At 59.5% G+C, this 26,694-nt stretch carries 25 protein-coding genes and 3 pseudogenes; 14 read left to right on the top strand and 14 right to left on the bottom strand.

Annotated features, from left to right (window positions below; translation table 11 throughout):
- Positions 1 to 100 precede the first annotated feature (100 nt).
- Entirely contained in the window at positions 101 to 640 is a 540-nt protein-coding gene (locus NLN62_RS08420) for a hypothetical protein (protein ID WP_371932936.1), read from the top strand.
- A gap of 111 nt (positions 641 to 751) precedes the next feature.
- Here the strand turns inward: NLN62_RS08420 and NLN62_RS08415 are convergent, their stop codons facing one another.
- Positions 752 to 1,024: a hypothetical protein gene (locus tag NLN62_RS08415; protein WP_254108360.1), complete on the bottom strand. Its 273-nt coding sequence runs from the start codon at positions 1,022 to 1,024 to the stop codon at positions 752 to 754.
- Positions 1,025 to 1,290: 266 nt separating this feature from the next.
- Between NLN62_RS08415 and NLN62_RS08410 the strand changes: the two genes are divergently transcribed.
- The 5 genes and pseudogenes from NLN62_RS08410 to NLN62_RS08390 all read left to right on the top strand — a co-directional run bounded on the left by NLN62_RS08410 (position 1,291) and on the right by NLN62_RS08390 (position 4,960).
- The gene (locus NLN62_RS08410) at positions 1,291 to 2,127 is read left to right on the top strand and encodes a type IV toxin-antitoxin system AbiEi family antitoxin domain-containing protein (RefSeq protein ID WP_254113378.1); all 837 of its coding nucleotides are present in this window, start codon (positions 1,291 to 1,293) and stop codon (positions 2,125 to 2,127) included.
- A complete protein-coding gene (locus NLN62_RS08405; protein WP_254108359.1) occupies positions 2,114 to 2,974 on the top strand; it encodes a nucleotidyl transferase AbiEii/AbiGii toxin family protein in 861 nt (286 codons plus the stop codon). The genes NLN62_RS08410 and NLN62_RS08405 overlap by 14 nt, the downstream gene beginning before the upstream one ends.
- Positions 2,962 to 3,117: pseudogene (locus tag NLN62_RS08400) on the top strand (cyclic pyranopterin monophosphate synthase MoaC); the annotation flags it as partial. The gene NLN62_RS08405 and the pseudogene NLN62_RS08400, both read left to right, overlap by 13 nt.
- A 488-nt stretch (positions 3,118 to 3,605) precedes the next feature.
- Positions 3,606 to 4,409: a hypothetical protein gene (locus tag NLN62_RS08395; protein WP_254108358.1), complete on the top strand. Its 804-nt coding sequence runs from the start codon at positions 3,606 to 3,608 to the stop codon at positions 4,407 to 4,409.
- A 245-nt stretch (positions 4,410 to 4,654) separates the two neighbouring features.
- A complete protein-coding gene (locus NLN62_RS08390) occupies positions 4,655 to 4,960 on the top strand; it encodes a hypothetical protein (RefSeq protein WP_254108357.1) in 306 nt (101 codons plus the stop codon).
- A 63-nt stretch (positions 4,961 to 5,023) separates the two neighbouring features.
- On the opposite strand, the gene NLN62_RS08385 is transcribed toward NLN62_RS08390, so the two are convergent.
- From NLN62_RS08385 to NLN62_RS08330, 12 genes and pseudogenes are all read right to left on the bottom strand, one after another.
- The gene (locus NLN62_RS08385; RefSeq protein WP_254108356.1) at positions 5,024 to 5,743 is read right to left on the bottom strand and encodes an energy transducer TonB; all 720 of its coding nucleotides are present in this window, start codon (positions 5,741 to 5,743) and stop codon (positions 5,024 to 5,026) included.
- On the bottom strand, positions 5,740 to 6,174 hold the full coding sequence (gene exbD / locus NLN62_RS08380; protein WP_254108355.1) for a TonB system transport protein ExbD: 435 nt from the start codon (positions 6,172 to 6,174) through the stop codon (positions 5,740 to 5,742). The genes NLN62_RS08385 and exbD overlap by 4 nt, the downstream gene beginning before the upstream one ends.
- 5 nt (positions 6,175 to 6,179) lie before the next feature.
- Positions 6,180 to 6,644 (bottom strand): annotated as a pseudogene (gene exbB / locus NLN62_RS08375) (tonB-system energizer ExbB); the annotation flags it as partial.
- 122 nt (positions 6,645 to 6,766) lie between these two features.
- Positions 6,767 to 6,988 carry a hypothetical protein gene (locus tag NLN62_RS08370; RefSeq protein WP_254108354.1) on the bottom strand — a complete coding sequence of 74 codons (222 nt, stop codon included), beginning with the start codon at positions 6,986 to 6,988 and terminating at the stop codon, positions 6,767 to 6,769.
- On the bottom strand, positions 6,985 to 7,764 hold the full coding sequence (istB, locus tag NLN62_RS08365; protein WP_254108353.1) for an IS21-like element helper ATPase IstB: 780 nt from the start codon (positions 7,762 to 7,764) through the stop codon (positions 6,985 to 6,987). The genes NLN62_RS08370 and istB overlap by 4 nt, the downstream gene beginning before the upstream one ends.
- The gene (gene istA, locus NLN62_RS08360) at positions 7,754 to 9,292 is read right to left on the bottom strand and encodes an IS21 family transposase (protein ID WP_254108352.1); all 1,539 of its coding nucleotides are present in this window, start codon (positions 9,290 to 9,292) and stop codon (positions 7,754 to 7,756) included. Before istA ends, istB begins: the two co-directional genes overlap by 11 nt.
- 829 nt (positions 9,293 to 10,121) lie before the next feature.
- Positions 10,122 to 10,367, bottom strand: a pseudogene (locus tag NLN62_RS08355) (tonB-system energizer ExbB); the annotation flags it as partial.
- A gap of 98 nt (positions 10,368 to 10,465) precedes the next feature.
- On the bottom strand, positions 10,466 to 12,349 hold the full coding sequence (locus tag NLN62_RS08350) for a TonB-dependent receptor (protein WP_254108351.1): 1,884 nt from the start codon (positions 12,347 to 12,349) through the stop codon (positions 10,466 to 10,468).
- Positions 12,350 to 12,512: 163 nt separating this feature from the next.
- Positions 12,513 to 12,887, bottom strand: coding sequence for a hypothetical protein (locus NLN62_RS08345; RefSeq protein ID WP_254108350.1), 375 nt, complete (start codon positions 12,885 to 12,887; stop codon positions 12,513 to 12,515).
- Positions 12,888 to 13,004: 117 nt separating this feature from the next.
- Complete coding sequence (locus tag NLN62_RS08340; RefSeq protein ID WP_254108349.1) at positions 13,005 to 13,379, bottom strand: DUF2946 family protein; 375 nt, start codon at positions 13,377 to 13,379, stop codon at positions 13,005 to 13,007.
- A 192-nt stretch (positions 13,380 to 13,571) separates the two neighbouring features.
- Positions 13,572 to 14,033, bottom strand: a complete 462-nt coding sequence (locus NLN62_RS08335) for a hypothetical protein (protein ID WP_254108348.1) — start codon at positions 14,031 to 14,033, stop codon at positions 13,572 to 13,574.
- Positions 14,034 to 14,132: 99 nt separating this feature from the next.
- A complete protein-coding gene (locus NLN62_RS08330) occupies positions 14,133 to 14,981 on the bottom strand; it encodes a nodulate formation efficiency C protein (protein WP_254108347.1) in 849 nt (282 codons plus the stop codon).
- 433 nt (positions 14,982 to 15,414) lie between these two features.
- Between NLN62_RS08330 and NLN62_RS08325 the strand changes: the two genes are divergently transcribed.
- The 7 genes from NLN62_RS08325 (at position 15,415) to NLN62_RS08295 (ending at position 24,555) form a co-directional block, all read left to right on the top strand.
- Positions 15,415 to 16,587: a hypothetical protein gene (locus tag NLN62_RS08325; protein WP_254108346.1), complete on the top strand. Its 1,173-nt coding sequence runs from the start codon at positions 15,415 to 15,417 to the stop codon at positions 16,585 to 16,587.
- Positions 16,588 to 17,533: 946 nt separating this feature from the next.
- Positions 17,534 to 17,869 (top strand): helix-turn-helix transcriptional regulator, encoded by a 336-nt coding sequence (locus NLN62_RS08320; protein WP_254108345.1) that lies wholly within the window; start codon positions 17,534 to 17,536, stop codon positions 17,867 to 17,869.
- Positions 17,856 to 19,139: a type II toxin-antitoxin system HipA family toxin gene (locus tag NLN62_RS08315; protein WP_254108344.1), complete on the top strand. Its 1,284-nt coding sequence runs from the start codon at positions 17,856 to 17,858 to the stop codon at positions 19,137 to 19,139. Before NLN62_RS08320 ends, NLN62_RS08315 begins: the two co-directional genes overlap by 14 nt.
- Positions 19,140 to 19,414: 275 nt before the next feature.
- Positions 19,415 to 20,425 (top strand): hypothetical protein, encoded by a 1,011-nt coding sequence (locus NLN62_RS08310; protein ID WP_254108343.1) that lies wholly within the window; start codon positions 19,415 to 19,417, stop codon positions 20,423 to 20,425.
- Positions 20,426 to 21,491: 1,066 nt separating this feature from the next.
- Positions 21,492 to 23,375: an NAD(P)-binding protein gene (locus NLN62_RS08305; RefSeq protein WP_254108342.1), complete on the top strand. Its 1,884-nt coding sequence runs from the start codon at positions 21,492 to 21,494 to the stop codon at positions 23,373 to 23,375.
- 42 nt (positions 23,376 to 23,417) lie between these two features.
- Positions 23,418 to 23,771: a DUF6788 family protein gene (locus tag NLN62_RS08300; protein WP_371933110.1), complete on the top strand. Its 354-nt coding sequence runs from the start codon at positions 23,418 to 23,420 to the stop codon at positions 23,769 to 23,771.
- Between the two features lies 1 nt (position 23,772).
- Positions 23,773 to 24,555, top strand: coding sequence for a transposase (locus tag NLN62_RS08295; protein WP_254113376.1), 783 nt, complete (start codon positions 23,773 to 23,775; stop codon positions 24,553 to 24,555).
- Between the two features lie 201 nt (positions 24,556 to 24,756).
- Here the strand turns inward: NLN62_RS08295 and NLN62_RS08290 are convergent, their stop codons facing one another.
- Complete coding sequence (locus NLN62_RS08290) at positions 24,757 to 25,602, bottom strand: hypothetical protein (protein WP_254108340.1); 846 nt, start codon at positions 25,600 to 25,602, stop codon at positions 24,757 to 24,759.
- Between the two features lie 126 nt (positions 25,603 to 25,728).
- Between NLN62_RS08290 and NLN62_RS08285 the strand changes: the two genes are divergently transcribed.
- Positions 25,729 to 26,190 carry an IS5 family transposase gene (locus NLN62_RS08285; protein ID WP_254108339.1) on the top strand — a complete coding sequence of 154 codons (462 nt, stop codon included), beginning with the start codon at positions 25,729 to 25,731 and terminating at the stop codon, positions 26,188 to 26,190.
- The last annotated feature ends 504 nt before the right edge of the window (positions 26,191 to 26,694 follow it).

Raw genomic sequence — 26,694 nt, 5'->3', positions numbered from 1 at the left:
TGTAGTTGACCAGTGCGCTGTTGTTCGGGCCGGATCGCTCTCACGATGGCGCCCTCGAGGGGCATCAAGCGCAATCAGACCGTCAAGAAGGAGAGCCAACGTGATGTCGCCAATAGAAGCAATCGCTAGTTGGCTGGAAGCGCAAGATCTGGACCTGCAACTCGATGTCGCGTCATTCGCCTCATTCGTGATGTTCGAGGACGGCGACGTTTGCTCGCGTAGCATGCCGGAGCAGCTTGAAGCTCTTCGTCAATGGTTGAACGGACCCGAATTGGAATCGCACGCCGCCGCAAGCCGTGCTCTGACCTTCCGTACCACCATGGATTTCTTCGTCGAGGGCAGAACGACCGGCTGCGGATGGAAACAAACCGAAGCGAAGCTGCGCAAATCCCTGGACGAGGCTAAGCGCGTCGGGAGGTTCCCGACCGCACGCAAGGCGCCAAGGCTGCTTGAGTCTTTGCCCACACGACAAGAGAGATGGCATGAGGTGGCGCGATCCTGGAGTGAACTGGCTTCGACTCGCCTGACACTTCAGGCTCTCACTGACTGGAGCGATAAGCCCTCGGGCCTGAAAGTTAATTCAAGTGCCGTTCACTTTGGCCAATTTTTAAACTCGTTCATCTTGTGCGCGGAGCCCTGAACATCGGATCGTTCTCGACGATTTCACGAGCGCTTGTGAACATGAGTTTCATGCGCCCCGTATTGCCAAAGGTTGTCCAGCGCCCCTTCACGTTCGACCAGTAGAAGAGCTCTAAGCGATCGGTATCTGGAATGGGCGCAGCCGTGCGACCGGATTTGATGTCCGACGGTCGATAACAAAATAACAGCCCATGCTCTTTTCTATGTCGTGATGCGTGGACTGAGCAGCAATCTGGGCAAGCGTTGGGTCGGGTTTTGCCATAGCGCTCAACGTCTCGATGGGCGCCGCGCGGGCCAGGATGGAACGGTTTTCTGATTCAATTTGTCGCAGCTGGACGAGGTTGCTGCGATTCATCGTGCCGATTCTACCGATGGGATGCAACACGCTCGTCTTCTCCCCGCTCTTGCGATCCGCTCCCGCCGCTTTTTGTGGCCCGGCTTGCCGTCTTCACCGATCTGTTCACACGCCCCCACTTGGCTGAATGTTCTGACGCTGCTCGCCGGCTTTAACTACGATTGTTGCACGGCGGTTTGGTCCTGTCTCTTGATAACGGGTCGGTTTACCGGTTGTCGATTTTGTCTATTATTATTTGACTTATAACGATCTTTTTAAACTGGCCGTCAGTTTTAAAGTATGCCATATTGTCAAATATGGTTAGACCAAATCGAAGGCCGCTAAACCGACTGGAGCAAGAGCTTCCGGAAGGAGTTCTCGTCGATGCGGCGTGGTTTAAGAAACGCGGCTACTCGCGACAGCTCCTCAGCCACTATGTGAGGGCTGGCTGGCTTACACAGCCAACCCGTGGGGTTTACTGCCGGCCGCGTGGTTCATTGTCCTGGCAGCAAGTCGTGATCTCGCTTCAAGCCTTGTTGGGGTATCCCCTGCTCGTCGGCGGTCGCACTGCGCTCGAACTGCAGGGGCATGCTCATTATCTGCCGCACGAGCAGACAGAGGTTCATCTCTACGGACCCAAACCACCGCCGACATGGCTCAACAAGTTGCGGCTCAAGACGCGCTTCGTCTATCACAATGACCGAAAGCTGTTTCGTAGCGCGTTGCCCATGAAGGGGCTTACGCAGCTTGAGGGCGGGAAAAAGCCGGATTCCGACGGGGGAGCAGGCAGTTGGACGATCCAGAGCTGGAGACAATGGAATTGGCCCTTAGCTTTATCGACGCCTGAGCGCGCCGTGCTCGAGCTTCTCGACGAGTTGCCAACGCGCGAGAGTTTTCATCAAGCTCATGTGTTGATGCAAAGCCTGTTCAATCTCAGCCCGCGCCGTCTTCAAAAGCTCCTCGCCGATTGCCGCAGTGTCAAAGTCAAAAGGCTGTTTTTCTTCTTCGCCGATCGGCATAATCACGCCTGGCTTAAGCGCCTCGACACGAAAACGATCGATCTCGGCAAGGGAAAACGCATGCTGGTGAAGGGCGGCAAGCTCGATAAAACCTACCAGATCACCGTGCCCAAGGATTTCGATGGCGTACGCTGACATCTATCGCCGGCAAGTGACGCTTCTCTTGCGTTTGCTGCCGTTCGTGGCGGATGAGAAGTGTTTCGCCTTAAAAGGGGGCACTGCCATAAACCTCTTTGTTCGCGATTTGCCGCGCCTCTCCGTGGATATCGATTTAACTTATCTTCCGATCCAGTCGTATCCGGACTCGCTGAAAGAAATCAATGCAGCGATGGCACGCATCGAAACTCGCATCAAAGCGGGCATGCCCGGCTCAACTACGGCCGTTGGCGACAAAGAAGCCAATACCCACTTGCTGGTGCGTGCCGACGGCGTCACAAACGAGATCGAGGTCACGCCCGTCCTGCGCGGTTGTGTTTACGAGTCCGAACTGAAAGCGGTGACCGAACCCGTCGAAGACACGTTCGGCTTCGCGGAAATGCAGGTTTTGTCGTTCGCGGATCTCTACGCTGGAAAGTTTGTTGCCGCGCTTGACCGGCAGAATCCCCGCGACTTCTTTGATACCAAGGAATTGCTCGCCAATGAGGGCATCGACGATTCGCTGCGGCGCTGCTTCCTTGTCTATCTCGTCAGTGCTTCAAGACCGATGCATGAAATCCTGACCGCGCGGCGCCGGGACATGACCTCGGATTATAAACGCGGTTTCAAGGGCATGACCGAAGAGCCGGTCACCCTCGACGAACTCAACGCAGCCCGTGAGACCTTTATCACGCAGATCGTCGGCAACATGCCGGACAATCACCGCAAGTTTCCTGTTTCCTTTGTGCGCGGGACGCCGGACTGGACCTCGATCGACTTGCCCGAGGCCGCCAATCTGCCTGCGGTAAAATTCCGGCAACTCAATCTCGATAGATGGAGGCGCTGACCGCGGTGTCGGTCGCCTGCCTCACGATCTACGACATGATCAAAGCTGTGGAACGCGGCGTGCGCATCGAGGGCATCCACCTCGTCGAGAAGAAGGGCGGCAAGTCCGGCCACTACAGCGTACCCGCAAGCGTGCCATCGTGAAACTCGATGGCGATAGCCGATAGACCAGCAAGGGCATCCCGACGCACAGCTGCAAGCATTGCGCCGCGGCCCGCACGTGCCTCCACCCGCAAAGATCACGAAGGAAAAGCGCGACGCCGAGATTGCGGCTCTTGAGAAGGTGCTGGCACAATAAGGCTTCTACAGAGCCCTTGGCATATAGATTTTCTCACCCTCTCTAAATGTTCGCATAGCGAGCGATAAGAAGATCGAGTGCGCCTCAGAGTATCGGCGTCTCCTTGACGATATCATCATAGTTTTCTTCCGCGAGTTCTTCGGCCAAGTAAATATGCGACGTCGTGTTCCTTCGATCGAGCATGCTCCAGAGATAGGTATCATGGGCCGAATTTTCGACTCACCAATCGAAGGGACTGTGCCGTGGTCGAATTTCTTGGTCATCAGCAAAGGCTTGAACACGCCAAAACCGCCCTTCAGCTAATTGCAGGAAAACCCAAGATGCTCAAACAAAGATGCAGCTTATCGGCGCGGCAAACGCGTTAGGTGTCGCAGAAGACCGTATTACGGGGCTCGAGGCTGTCGTCAGGGCACTTGCGAACAAAGTCGGCTTCAGCGTTCTGACCTCGGCCATCCGACTGGGGCGCGAACTTCCGGAGAGTTATGTGGGCGAGCTTCTTCGCCGCGGAGCTCACGGACTTCATATTGACGCGCGGCAGAATTGCGAAGTCCGCATCGAGAACCTACATTCGGCTTGCGACCACATCCAACGTCGTATAGGTCGCATGTCGATGTCGATGTCGACGGAAGGAAGCCGCGTCATGAGCAGCGACTCTCAGTCTATGAATCCGCCGAGGTGGGATTGGCCATCTTGGATGAAGGGCAGCATGCCCAATCCTCTCGACTTCTTTGCGGCACCTCGGAATCTCGTGCAGCCGATATTGCCCGGATGGGTGTTTGGTAGCGTAACCAACATCACCGAGCAGAATTCAAGCGCGCCTGATACCGAACAAGAGATTGTCGCTGCACAGAGTTACGGTCGTCAGCTGGGCCGCGTCATGGATGCTCTTGCCATTCTCATCGCCGACCTGCCGAAGGAGAAGCAGGGTGCGATCGCTTTTCAGGAATTTGCCAAGATCCATCGTGAGATCAATGATATCAAGGCACAAGCTGCAGCCCGCCGCCTCGACCATATCGCGGCCGATCTCGCTAATCTCAAAAAGACGAAGCCCGAGGAATATGAGCGCGTCGCAGCGACGCTCCGTGAGGTGCTGAAGGCCACGCAAAAAGGGCTTCGCCCCTGTTCCGCCAGGCCATGACGGCTCAGAACGAGTTTTTTGTGCAGCGATGATGTCAGGTCCGCAGCCTCCGATATTTTGGCCGAAATCTTCCCGGCGGCCGGCGGCAAACTGATGAAGCGTTGGTTCGCTTTGCAAGCCGATCCGGCCACGCCATCGGCATGCATGCACGGGACGTCCTATATTGGAGCGCCCACGCGCGCGGCAGACCGGAGATTGGAATGGCCAGAACTGCGATAGGCGGGAGCGACGGCCTCTGGCAGGAGATGCGCCATGAGGCGCAACGCGCGATCGCCGCCGATCCAGTTTTTGGCGCGGTGCATTCTGATTCCATCCTGGCTCATCAGGATTTCGCGGCCGCCTTGTCGGATCTGATCGGACGCCGGCTCGGCGGCAACATCGCGACGCATGCGCATTTTGCGAGACTCGCCAACGACGCCTTTCGAGGCGAGCCGGACTTGGGCGAGGCGGCAAGCCGTGATCTGCGAGCGATTGTGGTTCGCGATCCGGCCGCGTACACCCGCCGCGCGCTCATTTACGCCATCGCTAAGCACGGCCAAGCACTTTGCTGACCGCGGTCCTGATCGAAAAACTCCGCAACCTATTCAATCAATTGAAACAAAAGAAGTGGGACGTCAGCGCGCGAAGCTAACCGGCGCGAGAAAGCTGTCCTGCGCGCCCGGCTTGGCGGCGGGAAAAACAGGGAATGGGCTGGCGCGACGCAGGGTTTCGATCGCCTCACGGTCGAGCGCGCTGTTGCCGGAAGACTTGGTTACCACGCTCGTTACCACCTCGCCGTCACGGTCCAATGCGAACTGCACGACCACTGTGCCGGCAGCGCCATGTGCGGCCGACGGATAGCGTTTGAAGCGTTGCAAGTGTCCGAATACCAGCGCGTTATAGGCGTCGGCGCTGGCTTGGGTGAACTGCCCAATATGCTCGGTCTTCGGCGGCGCGCGCGTCTCGGGCGCCGGCGGCTGGACCTGTGGTTTCGGCGTCTCGATCTCTTTCGGAGCCTCCCGCGGCAGGGTGATGTCGGCCTGTTGCTGCGGCGGTGGCGGTTGCTCGGTCTTTTCCGCCTGCCGCTCTTTCGGCAACTGCCTCGGAGCCTCCTCGGCCTGCTGCATGGTTGGCCCGACCGCGATGTCCTGGTCCTGACGCTCGGGCGAAGAGGCGTCGACAGGGGCGACCGTCACCGCAATCGCAGGAACGATGTTCGATTCAGCCGGCCTGCGAGCATACCAGAGCGCAATCGATGTCACGATCGCCAGATGCGCAAGCAGGATCAGAAGGGCCGCCAAAATCCAGCGCGAGAAGCCGCGATCATCCGGCAGGTGCAGCGTGTAGGCCGTCATGGCTTTGCCGCCGGGATTTCCAGCCCAACCAGGGCAAGCTTGAGGTATCCACCATCCCGCAACGTGTTCATCACCTCCATCAGCTCGCCATAGCTCAGCGACTTGTCGGCGCGCACGAAGATGGTCGCGTCCTTGTGATGATCTGTGGCCGTGTCCAGTGCGTCGGGCAACGCATCACGCGCCACGACGGTCTCGCCAACCGCAATGGTCTGATCCGGCTTGATGGTGACAAAGACCGGCTTGTCCTGGCGCGGCTGCTCCGGCGCCGTGCTAGCGGGCAGATTGACGCCGATGTCCACGGTCGCAAGCGGCGCGGCGACCATGAAGATGATGAGCAGCACCAGCATGACGTCGATGAAGGGCGTGACGTTGATCTCATGCTGGACTTCGAGATCGTCGCTGTCCACGCCTCTACCGAGACGAACTGCCATGGGCCTTACTCCGCTGCGTGCGGCATCGCTGCGCGGCCGCCGCGCTGACCGCGGCTGATCAACAACAGCAACTGCGCCGAAGCGTCGCCGAGCAGCGTGCGATAGCCGGCGATCACGCGCGCCAGGTGGTTGTAGATCACGACCGCCGGAATGGCGGCGACGAGGCCGAAGGCCGTGGCGAGCAGCGCCTCGGCGATGCCGGGCGCCACGACAGCGAGATTGGTGGTGTGGGATTCGGAGATGCCGATGAATGCGTTCATGATGCCCCACACCGTGCCGAATAGGCCGACAAAGGGCGCGGTGGCACCGATCGTGGCCAGAATGCCGACGTCGCGCGAAATCTGCCGCGTCATCGCCGCCTCGACGCGTTCCAGCCGCAACGCGACGCGCTCCTTGAAGCCGTCATCGACGATGCCGGCGGACAGCTCGGCTTCGCGCGCGGTAGAGAGGATCAATTGCGCGATGGCGTCACGGTTGTTGGTGACTTTCTAAATCCGCACAAAAATGACGACAAGAATGGGCGGTAGGATGGTGAGGGAACTAAAAAGGCGGCCCGCAAAGGCCGCCGCCGAGTGTCGCAGTGGTGTGTGTTTCAGAAGGAGTGTGGTTGCTCTTCGTCGTCGCGGTGATCGGCCGGCGCTTGTTGCTCCTGGATGAGTTCCTGGATCTTGAGGCAGTAGTGCGACCAGATGCTGTCGGATAGATCCTTGAGGAGCTCGTGGACAGCGAGCGCCTGCTCCGGGGTCCATTCGGGATTGATGAGGAAGCTGATCCCGAAGTTGAGGCCGGATGGTTGATGGTGGTTTCTGGTCATGCAACGTGCTCCTTCTCGTTGGTACTGGCGGGCCGGCTTCGATGCTGTGTGCTCTGGGCCTCGGCGCGTTCCAGAGCTTCCTTGAGGCGGTAGGATTCGCCGTCGATGGAGATCACCTCGGATCGGTGCACGAGGCGGTCGACGAGGCTGACGACGCATGCGGCATTTGGGAAGACCTCCGTCCATGCGGCGAAGGGCTTGTTGGTGGTCACGATTGTGGAGCGGGCCTGATAGCGCCGGCTGACGAGTTCGAACAGCAGGTCTGCGTGACGGTTCGAGTAGGATAGATATCCCACCTCGTCGATCGCCAGAACGTCGGCGGCGGCGTAGTGATGGAGCCTTCGGCGCAAAGCGGTATCGCTGTCGAGGGCGGCAAGCTCGCCGAGCATTTCGCTGGCCGATCGGAACAAGACCGAGTGACCGGCGATGAGCGCCTGGTAGGCGATATTCTGCGCGAGGGTCGATTTGCCGACGCCGTTTGGTCCGACGAAGACGATGTTGGTTGCGTCGTTCATGAAGGACAGCGACATCAATTGCTCCACTGCGGCGCGGTCGAGGCGCCTGGGCCAGAGCCAGTCGTAATCGGCCATCGGTTTGAAGTGACCGATCCTGGCGTCGCGCAGGCGTCGCTGCAGCGAGCGCCGGGCACGTTCCTCCTCCTCCCATTGCAGCATGGGGGCCAGCCATGGGGCGCCGGCGATTTCGTCCCAGTGTTCGACCAGGCCGTTGAGGCGCAGCGCCTTGGCGCGGTTCAGCAGGGCATCATCAGTGCTCATCGTCGTTATCTCCAGAAGGGGTCAGTTGGTCGTAGCTGTCGAGGCGGTGCGGCCGGACCGTTGTATCCTTGCGCCGCACATGTTCGGGCAGGCTGGTTTCGACGGGCGGCGGTTCACCACGCTCAAGGCGCCGACGTTCGAGTGCGGCGCGGACCGTCGCCGCATGGACGGAGCCCGCACGCAAAGCGTCCTCGACGGCGGCCTGCAATTCCGTTGCGCCGTAGCGATCGAGCAGCCGCAGCAGCGCGGTCGTGAGCGCACCGATGTTGGCGCCACGTTCGGCGGCCCTGATCATCAGGGTCTGACAGACCGGCACGGTTCGGGTGAGGCTGTTGAGGCCGCGATGCTGGCGCGCCTCACGCTTGATCTCGGCGAGATCCTTCAGGTGTCGTCGGTCTTCGATCTCTTGGCCACGATCATAGCTGCGACGGTGACTGGCGATCATTTGCGCGCCGTCGAAGATCCGGACCTGGCTGAGATCGGCCCGCACGCTCAGCATGCGCCGAACATGGGTATGGGGAACCGTGTAGTCGTTCAGGTCGAACCGCACATAGGGCGTTTTGCCGACCTTCACGGCGACCTGCTCCTCAACGGGATACGGGTTGGCGGGCAGCGGCAGAAGCAGTGGTTGCTCCTTTGCGAACGCCTGGCGTACTGTCATCTCGCGATCCTCCGGACATGGTCGGTCCGCCGCTTCGGATCGGCACCATTGTTCGGCCTGGGCATTCAGCTCGTCGAGATCGGTGAACTTGCGGGCGATGAAGAATGCCTCCCGGATATGCCGTATAGCGCGCTCGACACGGCCTTTTTCGTTGCCCCGGGCAACCGCGACAGGACGCGGCTCGAACCGATAATGGCCGGCGAAGGCAAGCAGCGTGGGATGGAATCGGATCGCATCGCCCTGGCGCTCGAGCACCGCGCTCTTAAGATTGTCGTAGAGCAGGACCCGGGGCAGCCCACACCATGTGTTGAACGCGCCGATGTGGCCGCGCAGGAAGTTTTCCATGCGCGCATCGAGGAAGAAGCGCAGGTAGATGTCGCGCGAGTACGACAGCACCATGACGAACGCCATCAGCGGACGGCGGGCGCGACCGATCTCGATGTGACCGAAGTGCCCCCAATCCACCTGCCCTTGTTCAGACGGCAACGTGCGCAGCCGCAGGAACGCCTCGGCTGGCTTGCGTGGACGGTGCAGAGCGATCAGGTGCCGGAAGTAGCTGGGCGACCCGCGGTAGCCGCGCTCACGCATCATCGCATACAGGCGGCTGGCCGTGAGTGCGGGGAACTGCTCCAGCGTCTTCAGGACGATCGGCAGATAGGGCTCGATCTTCGTGGGGCGCAATATCGGCCTATTCCTGGGCAGTCCGGCCTGGGTCAGGACGCGATGCACGGTCGTGTGATGAACGTGCAACTGCTTCGCAATGGTGCCGCAGCGCCATTTCTCGACGTGATACAGACGCAGGATCTGCGCTTCCAATTCAGGGGTAACGGTCATCGGTCGGGTCTCGGCCTCCATAGGGGTGAGCATGACGAGGCCCCCGGCGACGCACGAAGCCGGTACGAAGGAACAGCGACAACCGACAGCCGCAGAACCGACAGCTCGGCATGGGCATGATCGATGTCGTCGCTCGCTCGCCGACGTCAGTAGGTGCAACAACGACATCGTCCGCAGGCCGGCGCAGTAGTGAACCGACAGGCCATGCGGGTGGAGAGTGATGCGTCACGTTATTGTGCCGCGCCCGGTATCGTCGGGCGCGGGTCGCATGCGCCAGGCGTCCGCGGCGGCTGCGCTGATAACGCCGTCCCGCCTCGCGCAGGCTCTCGCGGCGGGCAGCACGGGCGCAGTCATGGCCGCAATAGCGTTGTCCCCGGTCGCAGTTGCGGCAGATCGTTACCTGCGAACGGCAGCGGCCGCACAGAAAGAAGCGGCCCGTGAGCATCCGCGGCGGTCCTTTCGGAGCGCCGCCGGAGGTTGGTGGAAAAGGTCGACGGAATGCGCTGACAGTGCGATAGTGCAGGCCGCGCACCGTCCGTGGGGCGTGACATCGAGCCCCACTTGCCAGTTGAGATCGGTGTTACGCCGGCTTTGTTTCTGCGGCGCTGATTACCCGCAGATCTACCATAAGGCAGGCGCAAAGCGGGGTACGTCGAAAGGAGCCTCAGGGCGCCCGGAGACGTGCCCCGCGTCTTTTATTCCTCAACTCAGACGCTGGTCGTCGCCGCAAAGGCGTCCGCCCGCTTCGGCGCGATTGGTGAGCGCGCGTGCGGACGCCTTCGCTCTACCGCCGTCGACCTCGTCGTCATTCTTGCGCGGTTTTCGACAGTCAACGACAACGGTCGCCGTCACAGGCGTCAACCGCCTTCGCGAGACTTCCTCCTGCCTCCAGCATCCTGATCCGGCGTTGCGCGCGTGTCCTGGCGACGCGCAACTCGATGGTTTTGGCGAGCCAGACGGTCCAGGTCACGAAGGAGGCGAAGGCAAGACCGATCATCACGGCCTTCACGACGATATCGGCGTTCAGGAACATGCCCCAGGGCGACAAGTTGCGGGGCAGCAGAGGATTGGGTGACTGGGCGAGCGCGGATGTCGTTGCCAGCGTCATGCCCAGCCAGAGGCTGGCGCCGCCGAGAGCCGTCGCGCGCAGAAATGTCTTTGATCGATGCATGGAGCGCTGATCTCTGTTTTGCATGGTTTTGCCGCTCAGATCTTTTGCGAAAGGCCGACGAAGAAGCCGCGCCTCGGCCCAAATTGCGGCGCGAACACTCCGATGCCGGACCCGTCCCTGATTTCGTAGATCTTGTCGAAAAGGTTCACCACGTCGAACCGCACTGTGGTCGGCTTGTTCGGCGCAACGAGATAGAAATCGTGCGAAACGCCGACATTGACCTGAGTGTAGGACGGCACGTGGTCGGTATTGGCGAAACCGGAACGAAGTCCGCTGCCATAGATCATGGATGCGGTAAACTTTGTGTCGTACCACTGATAGGAGGCACCGGCCGAAGCCGTCACCCACTGGCTATGGTCGGTGTAGACATAGTGGGTGGCGATGTAGGCCAGCTCATCCGGATCGAACAGGAACTGGTTCGAGACGACATTGGTGCCGATCTGGCGCGCCCAGGCCACGTTGCCGTAGAGCTTGAGATTGCCATTGGTATAGCTCGCCTTGAATTCAAGGCCGATATTGTTCGCCTTGGCATAGTTGAAGCCGTCGAAAACATAGGCTTGGCCGAACTGCCCGTCATCGAGCAGATCACGCGCCAGCTTGACGTAGCCGTCGAGGCCGACTTCGAGGCCGGGAATCGGCCAGACCTTCTGAACCACGCCGGCGTCGAAAACATGGGCCCGTTCCGGCAGCACCGGATCGTTCTGGGTGACCGCGGGCGCAGCCACCGTGCCTTGGAACAGCGCAATGTTGGTCGGCGCCGCAATCACCTGCTGCGGCGGTGTGAACGTCCGCGCGTAGCCGATATGGACGGTGGTGCCGTCCTGGGGCACCCAGGTCAGGCTGATGCGCGGGCTGAACTGGTTGGCATCGACATATTGCCACATCTGGTCGAACCGCAGGCCCACGTTGAGGGTCAGGTTGTTGGTAATCTTCCATTCGTCCTGCACATAGGCACCGAACAGCCAGCCGAGCTTGGAACTGGAATCGAAAATGGTGACAGGCGGAAGCGGATTGCCCGTGGTCGGGTCGAACGCCTGTCCACCATTCACCGGATCGGCCGGAAATGTGGTGTTAAGGCCGGTGACCAGGGACCGCTCGGCGCTGGTGGTGAACCCGAACCGCAGCGTGTGCGCGTCGGCGATGCGCCAGGCGGTGTCCTCCTGAATGCCGTTGATGTAGCTCTGACGATACACGCTCGATGAAATGCCGTTGATGAGCAGGTCACCGATCGGGTCGGGCCAGAAGTGGAGCTGGCTGTAGCGGTTGAAATAAGAAAGCTGGTAGGCAATTCCTTCAGCCGAGTGCTGGTAGGCCACGACGTTGAACTGATTGATTTCTGATTGCCGCTCGTTGAGAAGCGCGGAATCGAAGCTGGTTATCTTCCCCAACTGGAAGTTGGACGGCTGATCAGGATTATTGGGAATCTGATACAGCGCGTTCGAGACGCCGCCGATATAGGTGAGGCGGCTGTTGGGGTCGAGCACCGTCGCGACGTAGGCAAAGCCCTTTTCCTGTTGCGTGCGGTCGTGAATGGCCTCATTTGCGGGCGTCGGATTCTCGATGCCGAGATTGTTGTACATATAACGACCCGACACGTAATACTGCGTTTGTCCCTCCGTCCAGCCGTATTCGGCGAACGGCGTGATGGTCTGGTGGCTGCCGCCATAGACGCTGACCTTGCCGGAATTGTCGAACGCGTCCGTCTTGGTCGTAATATCCAGCACGCCGGTCGTGCGCAGGCCATATTGCGCTGGCAGCGCGCCCGTCAGCAGGGCCATATTGCCGACGATACCCGTGTCGAGGATTTGCCCGAAACCGCCGACACCGTCAGGCAGCATAATGCCGTTGATGCGGTACTGCAGATTGGCGTGCTCGTTGCGGACATGCAGCTCGCCGCCTGCCGCCGAATCCTGCGTCACGCCGGGGAGCTGCAACAGTGCCTTGTCGAGCGTGGTGTTGTTGCCCTGCGGCAGCGCCTCGATGGCCTGACGGCTGACTTCGTAGGAGTTGGCGCCGACCGGCGCCAGGATTGTGCGGCGCGCCGCATCGAGCTTTGCGCTCTGCTGGGCTGTGACCTGGGCCTCAGTCGGCGCGGGCGGTTGTGGATTGGTCGCGACCCGGGTCGGGCGATGTGCGCGGTTGCCGCCGCTCGACCGGCGCGGCCACGCGGGTCTCGGGCAATACGTTGGGGCCGGCCGGCTGCGTTTGTGTTGTTGGCGCCTGCTGCTCGGGCGTTTGCGCCGGCGGCTGCGATGGGGCCGGCGTCGCCATGCCTTGCGGCGGAGCCGGTTCCGCCGTTGGCGAGGCGGAGGGCTGTGGCGCAGGGCTCACGGCCGGTGCTTGCGGGGTGGCATCGTTCTGGGCGAGCGCGCTCGCGCTCGCGACGAGCACGAGCGTCAGCGATGAGGCCGACAGCAGAATCCTGCGAAAGGCGCATAGGTGGCTGGGGCGGTCCATTTCCTGTTCCTGACTGAGCGCCTGCCCGCGACGCGAATGGCGTCGCGGGCTCCGGAAGGAGCTTCGGGGCCGTACGCGCCTTTGGCGCGGAGCTGGCAACGGATCGAAGCAGCGATGTCAGGCGAGCGGAGGTCCGCGCGATTCAAACGCAGCACGCGGCGGCTGCGGCAGGAAACGGAAATGATCGATCGGCTGATCGATCCTCGCATCGGCAAATTCCACCTGCAGCGCCGGTGGCGTCGACAGCAACGCGTTGCCCATGGCGGTGGCGGCCATGCAGATCGGGCAGAGATAGTCGGGATGGCCGTCCGAGGGATGGTGCTGGCCCTGACCGTCGTCGGCTGAGGCCATGGCCGCAACCAACGCGCCGGAGTCCTCGGGAACCTTTCCGCCAAAGCCGTGGATGTGACCGAACGCCAGCGTCAGGTTGATGGCAAGCGCGACCAGCGCCAACCACGAACCATGTCTGATATGTTGCCGAAACCAACGCATCCGGAAGCGGTTCCTTCGATCGGACACAATTTTATCTGACGTGCCGGTACGGTCGACCGCAAGGAGCGGCTTGATAAGGCTCCTTGAAGGACCGTTTCCCGACCGAAAGGCCGCATTGCGAGAGGGCTAGCGGCGTGCGGGGTGATTGGCGATCAGTCGTCGGCGTAGTAGCTCCTCATGAGCCGATAATGTTTATCCGTTGGGATGTACTCCTGCCGGAGGCAGCTGGTGCGCAAGCTCGAAGCCGCCCGCCAACAGATCGTTCAATTCGAGCCGCAGCATGTCATCGTCCCAATCGCTCGCGTCAGTGAGCCGATTGTCGGCGATGACATAGGCGCGCTTGACAGCGCAAGCGAACGTTTTGCTGCCAGTTCCGGTGCGGATAAAAAGCGCGGGCTTGTCGTTATCAACGCCTCCTAGATTTGAGCTATTGTAGCAACGCTGGCGTCCGATCCCAACCACGCTTTGGACCGTTGCGACCAAGGCCTCCATTGCGGCAGCCTGGCGCTGCTGCGCGAGCACGCTACGCTCTTGCAGCTTGAGGGCCGCCTCGGCGAGCCGTGTTTGCCTCTCTGCGGTTTTGACGACGCGAAGCCGCTCTTTCGCGCGAAGCGTCTCGGCGTCCACGTCTAGGGGGTCCTCGGCTTCGAGCAACGGGATGACACGCTCTCGCGCCCGGGTCTCTGCACGCGCGATCGCACGTATCAGCCTATCGTCAACCTGTTCGTCTTTGCTATCCACGATCGACGGCTTTCATTTTGCCAATGGTTTTTGGGCCCCCTCGAATGCTTCCTGGTCTTTCGGGTCTGCAAGTTCGGGGGCATACGTGGCGAGAAGCTTGCCGAAGAACGATTGTGGCTCCCAATCTTGCCCTTCGTGCTTCTCGAAAATGACGACTCCGTCACGGGCGAAATCACCAAGTCCGGGAAGATTGCAACCGACCGAAAGCTCGACGCGCCACAGGTCGCCCTTCGCGGCTTGCTGCTCCTCTACCTTCGGCGAATAGTGCACTCCTACCGGCTCGCCGATAATGCAGCGGCCACGCCGCAGAAGATCGCCCAGCTTGCCTTGCGCGGTCGTCACGAAGTCGAAGGTAGCGGGATCATGCAGAAAATGGCGGTTCACGCCCCTTTCCTTGTTTGTTGCCTCGTCAGCAACAAGCGAGAGTGCGAACGCCTGCCAGCCTAGCTCCATCGGTTTTGCATACGGAGCAACCAGTTTCACTGTGTCATCGGGTGCCACTTCCCATGTGACCGTATACTCGCCCTTTCCTTTCCCAGACCGGCGTTTGGCCCATGAAAAGACAACGAGCTCGCCAGTGTCGGTCTTTGGCCCACGCTCCCATCCTCTGGGAACGAAGTGGGCTACCTTGGAGACTTGGGCGAAGATTTGCCTCGCCGTCTCACCATCCTGCGCTCGCCAAGTTGATTTAACCTTGTCGATTAGGGCGTCGTCCGCACGGACACCATTGTCCTTACCGGCCAGCCCGTCGGGCAAAACCAGCCATAGACCAAGGCCAAGACAAAGCCCGAGACCGATGCCGAACCAAAGTACGCGCCTTGCAGTCATTTTTTCTGCTACCTCACGCAACCGGTCGCTCATCTCCGTGTCGGATCGTATCCCCCAAAGAGATCAGCGACGCACCTATCAGAATTGGTCGGTCACCATGCCGCCGGTCGCTCTCCCGTGAGCAAGGAGTTGAGGTCTCGTCACCAACTGCGCTCTCCGATGTACTCCGTTGCCCCTGTTGTCGGGTTTGTCGGCTCCGAAACACGGTGATGTTCGGTCGGCGTACTGCTGCGTTCGCGGCTAGACCGTTGAATAACGTGAAGAACTGCCTTCCTAGGGCCCTTCCTGCACAATTGGCACGACTCTTGAAGTCTTGTTGGCAGGAGGGTCTGTCGACCAGCATCGCCGACTGCTGGTCACTCGAAATGGAGACAACAATGAAAACCGATATGTCAGGCCCTTGGCCGCGTCCATAGCCATTACGTGCGACGCTTCGTAAACGCTAATGCGAGATTTCGAGACAAGCATGTCCAAGATCACGCGTCGTAACGCCCTGGCTCTCGGATTTTCGACATGTGTTCAAGTGACGACCGGACGCCCGTCGCGAGCCGCCGCCCCAGACCGCATCCCCGACCTCGACCGAATGGGAAATTCGTATTTGAGCGAAGGTAAGACAGACGCGAGCCTAAGCCTCCAATCTGTCGGTTCGATAAAAGCGCTGATGGTGTTTGTCGACTTCGCTGACGCACCCGGCGCCTTCGGGAGCACGGAAGGGGTGGCCGATCATCTCACTGGGAATGGTAAGGCTGAAAGTTGGTTTCGGGACCAGTCGCACGGGCGCCTCAGCTTGGAGATATACCGAATTTCCGGCTGGCGTCGCATGCCTAAACCGTCGACCAGTTACACGGGCTCGGACAAACACTTCACCTTCCAACAGCAAAAGGCCTATATCACGGACGCGGCGGCACTGTTTCCCGAACTCGATTTCCGCACACACCCGTTGTTATTTGTTGTTGGCGCGAAGACCGATGCGATTGCCGTTTCACCGACATTCATTGCCCCGCCGGCCAATGCTCCCGTAACCTTGACCGGGCCCATCCGCTGGGGCGTTACGTTCGGCAAGGACAGCTATACCAACAACCACATCAACCTGTGCCATGAGGTGTGCCACACCCTCGGTTTGCCTGATCTCTATAATTTCGCGCCATTCGGATTTACGACCGGCGCCTGGGATATCATGTGCGATATTTTTCGGGGCACGTCGCTGATCGGCTGGCACCGCCACAAGCTTGGCTGGCTCGCAGACGAGCGCAAGGTTTATCTGGCGCGCGGGCAGCTCGAGGCGGTCCTCACACCGTTACCGGGCAGGACAAGAATCTCGATGATTGTCGCGCCGGCCGACGGCACATTGAATCCATCGCAAGTGTACGCGCTCGAACTTGCACAGCCAATTCAGGGACGTGATGGCACCACCACCGGCGACGGTGTTCTTGTTTACAGCGTCGATGCCAGTGTGCCGACCGGCAAAAGTCCAGTGAGAATCGTGCCGGCAAAAACGACCACGAGCCCCATCTACGGAGAATTGTTTGAAGCGCCGTTTTCCTCAGGTTCAACCCTCGATGACCCGACGTTGCCGTTCAGCCTTTCAATCAAAGCCAAGTGCACAGACGGCTACGTCGTCGCCCTGAAGATGCGTTAAGCGGCACTTTTCCTCGGAGGCAGGCTTAGGGCTATCCAAATTCACGCTCAAAGCCGCCGCCATCCGAACTGCGCCGCTTTTGTTCGCCTTCTCTGCACTATGCTGGATAGTCGTACTGGCAAGTCTGTCCGATTATTTGAGTGCCAATGCGGACAGCAAATTTGGGACGATTAACTGCGTCCGCTAGGGTCATCCTTCCGCGAACCGTAACGGAATGTTTGGTAGCGGCTTTCGGCGGCGCTCGCCTGTGTCTGCTTCGGGAGTTACAGTGAGCGGGAAGAGACAAACCCGAGGTGACCGATGCGTCCCCAGGTTGATCCAGAACCGGCATATGAGCTCGAGCCGCTGGATGTCGCCGAGCTCATGGACCGTCTGGCGACGCCTTCGGCGTCTCCCGACGCGCTGAATGGCTATGTCAGAATCCTGACCGAGCGCGGCGGGTGTTTCTTCGGCTACCGCGATCAGCTCAGGAATCCGCTGCTGGATGGTCTTCGCGTTGGCAGCCGCCCTGAGCGCGAGAGCCAGGGGCTGTCAACGTCTCTTGAAGGGAAGCTAGCGCGACCAGGCGATTGTGGACCCGGTGCACCGATGTCAGCTCAAGGGCCATAGCGACGTGCAAACAGTCGCTCCAGGACCGCCTAAGGGCAGTAGCAGTCCGGGTAACTGAATCCGTGCCCTCGGCGCCTTGGGCTTCCGCCCTGGATGCAAGTGACGAACCAATCAGCCCTGGCGCGTACAAATCCCGCGTCGACATCAACGCTATCGTGACAGGAGCCAGAAGGGAGGGCGTTTGTTCGGTTTTGGTGGGGGTCAGTTGTGGCAATTATGGTTCATTAATGGGCCTTTTTTGCATTGCGGCCTGTTTATGGACCGTAACGTTTGACTTTTTTGAGGTTGGGCTATAAACAGTCCGGTATAGACCATACGGTCTATTAAAGGATCAATAATGCCGAAGAAAACGAGACCCTATTCCCGCTACGCAAAGGAGGCGGCTGTCCTTTTAGGTCAGCTCATTCGTAAGGCGCGCATCGACCGGAAGATGACGACCGAAGAACTCGCCGACCGCGCGGGCCTTTCTCGCGGACTCCTGCGGCGAATTGAGAACGGAGATCTCGGCTGCACGCTGGGCGCCGTCTTCGAAGCCGCCGCTATCGTTGGCGTGCCGCTGTTTGCTGCCGATGAACGCGCTCTGACCAGCGCTCTCGCATCGAATACAGCCGTAATGACGCTGATGCCGAAAGCCGTCCACACACCGCGCGCGAAACCCGATGACAACTTCTAACAAGAAGCCGACTGAAACCTATGTGTGGGTCTGGCTGCCCGGCGAGACGGTGCCGGTCGTAGCCGGCCGCTTGTTCGCTTCGGGCAATCAGTTCCTCTTCAACTACGGCCAAAGCTATCTCGCGCGCAACAACGCGATTGCACTCTACGATCCGGAATTGCCTTTACGCCGCGGCAGCATTCCACTGACGCCGGGGCTGATGATGCCGAATTGCATCCGCGACGCCGCCCCCGATGCCTGGGGTCGCCGCGTCATCATCAATCGCAAATTTGGGAAGAGCGGCAAGGAGATTGATGCGGCGGAGATCGACGAACTTACCTATCTGCTCGAATCCGGCTCGGACCGCATTGGAGCCCTCGATTTTCAGTCCTCCCCAGAAAAGTACGTCCCGAGGGAAGCTTCAGCGGCCTCGCTCGAAGAGCTTCAGGCCGCGACCGCACTCGTCGAAAAAGGAGAGCCGCTGACGCAAGACCTCGATCGCGCGCTCCTACTAGGAAGCTCGATCGGCGGCGCCCGGCCCAAGACGGCGATCACTTCAGACAGGACGAAGTACATCGCCAAGTTCTCCTCGCAGAACGACCTCTACAATGTCGTGAAAGGCGAGTTCGTGGCCATGCGACTGGCCGCCAAAGCGGGGCTTGCCGCAGCTTCGGTCAGCCTCGAGCGCGCCGCAGGCAAAGATGTGCTGCTGATCGAGCGCTTTGATCGGAAAAAGGTCAATGGCGGATGGGAGCGCCGTGCCATGGTGTCAGCCCTGACCCTGCTTGGGCTCGATGAACTGATGGCGCGCTACGCAAGCTATGAAGATCTTGCCACCATTATCCGCCACCGGTTCACCTCGCCCAAGGAGACGCTACGCGAGTTGTACGGCCGGATGGTGTTCAACATCCTGTGCGGCAACACGGACGATCATGCCCGCAACCACGCGGCGTTCTGGAATGGAAAAGATCTTACGCTGACGCCTGTCTACGACATCTGTCCACAAACCAGGACGGTAGGAGAAACAACGCAGGCGATGCTTATCGTAGGCAATCACCGCACGAGCCAGATTTCCGTTTGCCTTGAAGCGGCTCCGTTGTTCCTGCTCAACAAGAATGATGCCGTCGACCTGATCGCTCGCCAGATCATGACAATCAAGACATCCTGGAATGAAGTATGCGACGTCGCATCGCTGACGGAGGTCGACCGCAATTTCCTCTGGGGACGCCAATTCCTTAATGCGTTCGCGTTCGTCGATGCTCCTGCTGTTCTCGCCGAACTTTCCAACTGAAGCCTGTCTTCATCGCCGACGGGCGACAGCATGATGATCGTCAGCGTCGGAATTGCCTGACCGCGATGATCGGCGCGCTGATGATGATCGGTGGGATCATCCGACGGCCTTGTTGCGGCAGATTATCAGGGTCCATCCCGGTCCGATAAAGCGATGGCGTTAGAGGGAATCCATGCATTTGCATGAAAGTGCGAGTTTTGCTACGAATGTCCCCAACTCAACGGCTCGTGTGCTGGGGCGTAGCCAAGCGGTACATCCCTGCCAGCACAAGTAATTTGTCCAGCAGTTATCACATCGGAAAGGTCGGCCTGAATTACCATTTCTGGAGCGATCCGAGCGGGCCGGAGCGGTCAGATGCGCCGTTGCACTCGGATAGAGCGACTGCCAAAGCGAAGCCTATCGCCTATATGGACAATTGGTCGCTCGAAGGCGGCTCGCGAGTCTGGCTCAGCCGGGGAACATTCCAGTGGGACTACACGATTCCGCCCCTGATACCCGGAGATAGCAGCATTCCTGGTTCAAGGCTCACCTATCAGGGACTCGACGGCGTTTCCGGCGAACTTTTTGCCCGTCTTGATAGCTCCTGGGGGATATTCCTGAAGGGAGATATTGGCATCGGCCGTTTCAACAAAGGAAAGGAGAACGACGAAGATTCGAGCCTCACCAACTTGGCCTATAGCAACACTTTATTAAGCCAAGCAAATGGGAGATTCATGTATTACACGGCCGATGTCGGTTACGATTTTCTCCGCGACAGCACCTATAGGCTGGGTGCGTTTGTGGGATGGACCTACTACGATCAGAAGTCCGACTCGATAGGATGCCTGCAGATCGCCTCTCCCTACCACAGGTGCCTCGCTCCGAGCGATCGACGTCTCACTAGCAGTCAAGACACCAATTGGAATGCACCGCGAATCGGCTTTAGCGCCGAGGCCATGCTGTTTGAGCGCTGGCGCGTGAGCGCCGACGTTGCTTACCTGCCGTGGACTGATTTCAGCGGTCGCGACAACCATCTCCTCCGCCCCAATACTACTTTCTACGACCAGCGCGGAAACGGAGGCGCGGGCATACAGATCGAAGCCATTGTATCCTACTTCCTCACCAACAATTTCAGCGTTGGCGTTGGTGCGCGCTATTGGGCAATGTGGACCAAAAACGACAGCGATGTCACCTTCAACTGCAGCGGCTGCGATGGCCCGGGTACCCTCTATCAGGACCATGCTCTTGCGAAGTACAACATGGAGCGATGGGGAACGTTCTTCCAGGCCTCGTACAAATTTGACTGAGAACGCCGGCCAGGCTCCTCCGGAATACAGCAACTACGCGTGGGTGAAAGGTCGGGTCCAGGCGGCTAGGCGCAGGTGGAAGGCCGGGAATGAAACAGGCCTTTCTTGAAAAACCGAGTGGGTGCAGTGACGGGCGTTGGTCGCTGGACGCGGCGAGCGCCGCGTTCCTATGTTCGACCGGATGAGAGACCATGCCTCCGTCCCGACCTGCCTTGCCCGGTGCAAGGGGGCGTTCGGCGGTCAAGGATGGCCGCAGGCCACCCCGCCTTGCGATGGTGGGTGCAGGTGGCGCTCTGGGAGGCGTGTGGGACTGTGCAAAATCAGCTCTTCGAATCGGCGCTTTAGATTACCAAGCCGTGGTACGTTCGGGGCGTCGACTTTGACGCTGCCACGAAGGTTTTGACGATCATTGTCGCCGCCGACATTGATGAACGGAAGGTAGTGTTCGTCACCGAGGGCAAGGACACCAAGACGGAGGCCGATTTCGCCGCTCGACCGGCATGGCGCGCGCGTGACCATGGTCTAGATCCGCCAGGGCCGGCCGGGGTAGCGGCCAAGGTGCCCCGAGCGCGATGAGAGATAGCAAGACCTCTCACGACAGATAGCGGCGTTCGCTTGCTCCGAGCCGCAACCAGTCCGGCATGATCATCGCGGCGGTGCCATCGGCCGACGCCAGGCAGACAGTCGATCAAGGAGCGCTCGCAACCCGTCATCGGAACGAGTTCCTAGGGTGAACACCCGCGGACGCAGCAGAGACAACTTGCAGAACACAAACAATACGCTGACAAGTGGTGGGCTCAAACACAGAGTTGAATGGCTACGGTATCGCGTGCACGTCATAGGAGCTAGCGATTTGGAAGTCCGATACCACACGAGTATCGACATTGAACTATTACCGACACGGCCGCGTTATGTCACTAAACGCATCCTTGCGGAAAGGCGGCTTCTTGCCGGCACGGCGCTTGCTGGGTGCCATGGCCACTGAATGAATAATCCAGTTCAAACTCGCGCTGACCACACCCATGAATTGCTCCTTCCAAACCGGACGAGGGCAGCATGAAACAGTATGCTCGCGCTTCGGCAGTATTCAAATGATTACGCGCCGCGATTTTCTGGCAGGTACTGGCCTGCCATCGTCGCCGGTATGGCCCCTATCGACTTCCTTCGGGCTCAACAGTTCTCATCCTACTATCCACCATCTCTGACAGGTCTGCGCGGCAGCCATCCTGGTTCATTCGAGGCGGCACACGCACTTGGACGCGAGGGTAAGGGTTTCCAAGCTGCACAAACGCCTGTGGAGGAAACTTACGATCTGGTCGTTGTCGGCGGCGGCATCAGCGGCTTGTCTGCCGCATGGTTCTATCGACGGAAACACGGTGCGGACAAGTCAATTCTCATCCTTGAGAACCATGATGATTTCGGCGGACACGCCAAGCGCAACGAATTCACACTCAGTGGCCGGTTAATCATCGGCTATGGTGGCACGGAAACCATCGATTCTCCGCGCACCGGCTATGGCGAAGTCGCAGCCGGCCTGCTGAAATCGCTGGGCATCGATCTCGATCGATTCACCGCGGCATTCGACCGTACTTTCTACGCATCCAGGAATCTGAGCCGCGGTGTCTTCTTCAACAAGGAAAACTGGGGCGAGGACAAGCTCGTAACCGGCGATCCGTTCTGGATGGCAGATGACGACCAACTTCCCAATCGACTCAACGCCCGCCCGCTAAAAGACTTCATCGCTGATTTTCCACTCGCGGAAGCTGACAAGGCGGCTCTTGTTGCCTTCCATGAAGCGCCTATCGATTATCTCAAGGGAATGGCTTTGGATGCCAAGGAGAAGATTCTCGCCAGAACCAGCTACCGGGACTATCTCATCAAGCATGCCGGGCTGAGCGAGAGGGCTGCGCAGTATTTCCAGGGACGTTTTAACGACCTCTTCGCGTCAAGCTCCGACACAGTGTCGGCGCTGGCTGCAATGAACACCGGCTTTCCGGGCTTCGATGGCCTAGGCATGAATACCGAACGGGCCACCGACAAGGATGCGGATGATCCCTATATCTGCCATTTCCCGGACGGCAATGCCTCCATCGCCCGCCTGCTGGTCCGCAACCTCATCCCTGGTGCGGCGCCGGGCACGACAATGGATGACATTGTCCTTGCACGGTTCGACTATAGTAGGCTCGATGAAGCCACTTCGCCGGTGCGGATACGCCTCAATAGCATCGCGGTGAATGTTAGGAACTTCGATGATCATGCAGATGTCAGCTACGTGAAAGGAGGTACGCTACGCAAGGTTCGCGGACGCAAATGCATCCTCGCCGGATACAACATGATGATCCCATTCCTTTGTCCTGAACTGCCGGAGGAACAGAAGCTAGCGCTCCGAAAGAACGTCAAGATGCCACTGATCTCTACAAACGTGGTGGTGCGGACTTGGAAGGCGTTCCTTGAGCTCGGCATTCACGAACTCTATGCGCCGACCGGAACATGGGCCCGCGTCAAGATGGATTTTCCAGTCAAGCTCGGTGGATACCAACATCCGAAGGATCCGTCAGAGACAATGTGCGTTCACATGTACTGTGCTCCAACCACGCCGAATCAGGGTCTAGATGCACGCGACCAGTCGAGGCTTGGGCGCCAGAGATTGCTGGAGACGCCCTTCGAGAAGTTGGAGCACGATATCCGCGACCAGCTCAGTCGCCAGCTCGCTGGCAGCAGCTTCGATGAAGGACGGGATATCCAGGGCATTACCGTCAATCGCTGGCCCCATGGCTATGCCTATTCTCCGAACAGCCTATTCGACGACCCGAATGAGATGGCACACGCGATGACGGTGGCGCGGCGCCCCTTCGGCAATGTTGCGATTGCCAATTCCGATTCCGGCTGGGAACCCCTTACCCAAGCGGCCATCTACCAAGCTTGGCGTGCCGTCGGCGAGATCGACTAGGTTATATGAGGCTTGGTTGCTGCCGCTGATTCATTCTTGCGGATGAATCGCGAGCAAGCTCTCCGGGCCCGCCAGAAGCTGGCCAGCAAATTGCCGGTCACCGGCGAGACTCTGCGTGGCTCGCTGCTGGAGCGTACTGTCCGACATACCAAAGATTGCCCGAAATGCGCGCGCGGCGAAGGGCACCAGGTCTTCGTGCTGACGGTGAGCTACGCCGGTGGACGAATCCGGCAAATCAGTGTGCGCCGCGAACGGGTTCCCGAGGTTCGCCGCTGGCTCGACAATTATCAGAAGCTGAAGGAGGCCATCGAGACGATCTGCGAGCTCAATCACGATTTGCTGCGTCCGGAGAGAGCCGCGACAAAGCGCGGAGCGCGCGGGAGGAACTGTGATTAAGATGCGGCGGGCGCCGCTGAGCTTCGGCGACGGATTGATCACTGAGGAAGTGAGCGATCTTCGTGAAGACTGGATGACACGCGCCGACCAAGTGCTGGCGGACGAACAAATCGTATCTGCCGTGTACGAAGCGTTGGCGAAGCGTCATCCCAAGAGTCGCGGCCGCGGCCGGCCGGGCGCTCCAGCCGAAGTGGTTCATGTGATGAAGCAGACCAGAGCGCGCATCTTCCGTGGTGATACGCGCTCTGAAGGCAAGATCCTCAGCCTGTTCGAGCCATCGACAGAAATCATTTGCGAGGGCAAAGCGGGCAAGCCCAACGAGTTCGGCAAGATGGTGAAACTACAGGAGGCCGAAAACCAGATCGTGATCGACTATGAAGTTTATGCTCAGCGACCGCACGATTCGGAGCTGCTGATTGCAGCCATCGAAACGCATCAATCGATGCTCGGACGTGCGCCACGAATCGTGGCGGCAGACGCCGCCTTTTACTCCGCAAAGAATGAGGTCGCCGCGAAAGCGAAAGGCGTCAAACGCGTCTGCATCCCCAACCGCTCGACCAAGAGCATTGAACGCAGGTGCGAGCAGAAAAAGCGCTGGTTCCGTAACGGCCAAAAATGGCGGACCGGATGCGAGGGCCGCATCAGCGTGGCCAAGCGGCGACATGGGCTTAACCGTTGCCGCTACAAAGGCGAGGCCGGCATGAAGCGTTGGGTCGGCCTCGGTGTCATCGCCGACAACATCGTCAATATCGGCCGTGCAATGGAAAAGCGGACCGCCCCATAGACAGCCTCGCCATCTGACTCTGCAACACCCCGCCGGTCACCTCCGGCGACTTTTGCGTTGCCGGACGCCCTCGGCCACTCTGTCCAACACATCAATTTTGGGCCGGAAAGCCAGCAGCCGAAGCGGCTCGGGCGCTCATTGCGTCTGCCGAAGCAAGAATTTCCTCCGCAATCGAGGAGATGCAAGTGGATTACATCCCAGCTACTGCCTCCGTCTCTCCAAACAAGGACACCGATACTTGTCTTCGCGCTTGGCCGACCTGCTCCGGGATGTCGACACCTGACATCTCTTCTGCCTCCTATGCCGCTGTTTCGGCTGGAGGCAGCATGCGCAGCTGACGTACTCGGGGATGCTCTCGAACTTATGGAGGTTCAGCTGCATCACGTACTCATTTTCGATGTGATAGGATTCGTTGATAAACTTGCGGATGACGTCATCGTCGTGATCGATGTTAAAAATCCGGAACAGCTGGATTTTCTCATACCCGACGTCCGTGGCCAGGAATTTTGCACGGATGGCGTTGACGTCGTTCACTTCCGAGACAAGCGCGTCGTAGTTGAATCCTGGCATGTGTTCGGCCTGGATGCTGGCCTCTGCCGCCTGCTTCTCCTCAGGGGGCATGTTCCGGTTTTCGGTCGCCGTCTGCAGCGTGGGCACGGCGCGGCCTTTGAACAGGCTGGCCAGTAGATTGGATTCCAGACCGACTTCATCACGCAGCTCGTAGTCGCACCGCAAGTAGATGGCCTTCAGGATTTGGTCCTGCAGCGTGGCGATGTTCGCCCTACAGACCTTCGCGAAGGTCTGTATATCTTCCCTTGCGATGGGCACTTCCTTCACGACGCCCCCACGCGAAGAGAGGAACGATGCCGATGGTTGAGCCCCTTGGAAAACGTCCTTGGTACTTTTGATCACATCGATGGCGGGCTCGATGTCATGAGTCAGCATGAGGGTGGTCCGCCCCCTCGGGCTGGCCTTGCCCTGGAATAGTTCGTGCAGGATGGCGAACTTCTTGTTCTTGTCGAATGACGATACAGGGTCGTCCAGCACAACCAAATCCGGGTCTGGTACATGAAAAGAACCAGTGCGAAGGCGTTTTTTTCGCCGTAGCTCATATGCTTCGACGCGGTCTCTAGGTGGCCGGCGAGGTCGCGGTGCACCAGCCAAGGCCGGTGTGTGGGAGAAAGTGTTCGCCGAACTGATCAAAGATCGCGACAACAAATATCTGATGCTCGATACCACTCTGGTTCGTGTCCACCAGCAGGCCGCGAGCGGAAAAGGGGGGCCAAAACTCACGAATTGGGGCGTTCCCGAGGTGGGTTGACCACCAAGATCCACATGCTCTGCGATGGTCTCGGCCGACCGCTACGCTTCAAGCTCACCGCCGGCCAGCGACATGACAACCTGGCTGCAACAGCCCTGCTCGAAGGCTTCAAGGCCGAGGCCGTGCTGGCCGACAGGGCCTATGACAACAACGACCTGCGCAAGACCATCGCAGATATGAACGCCGAAGCGGTGATCCCCTCAACCCGCTCTCGCAAGGCCCCCATTCCGCATGACGAGACGCTTTACAAGCTACGCGATCTTATCGAGCGCTGCTTCAACAAGCTCAAGCACTTCCGCCGCTTCTCGATATGACCGACGGGCAGTCTACTTCCTCGCCTTCGTCCACCTCGCCGCAATCTGCATCTGGCTCCGCTGAAAGTGGATTCGTCCCAGTCGAGCCGCGCGTCGCGCGAGCTCTTCGGATAGCTTCCAGCGCGGACGCCGCACCGTCGCAGATCAACGTCGGCGCCCCGCGGCCCGCTTTGATCGCCGCAGCCTGCCATCGATTGCGCGGAAGTTGCGCCTAGGCCGGCTCCCGCGGAGGTGCTGCCTTCCCCACGACGAAATAGACGAACCCGTAACCCGGAATGAACGCCGACAAGGCGCAATTGAGGATGGACCTGTTTTGCAATCCTCGAATGATCCCCATTACCCGGCTAGCAAATACGGCAATCGTCAAAATCCAGTGCCAAAATGAACCCATAACCGAATCCCAATTTCCGACGCGTCCAGCGAGCTCCAATTAAAAACGGCCTCAGCTGGCCGGGGGGCAAATGCTGAGGCCGTTCGTAACTCCTCAAGCTGTTCTGCAGCTCG

The organism is Bradyrhizobium sp. CCGUVB23, assembly GCF_024199885.1.
Classification (GTDB): Bacteria; Pseudomonadota; Alphaproteobacteria; order Rhizobiales; family Xanthobacteraceae; genus Bradyrhizobium.
This window is presented reverse-complemented; position numbering and strand designations above follow the sequence as displayed.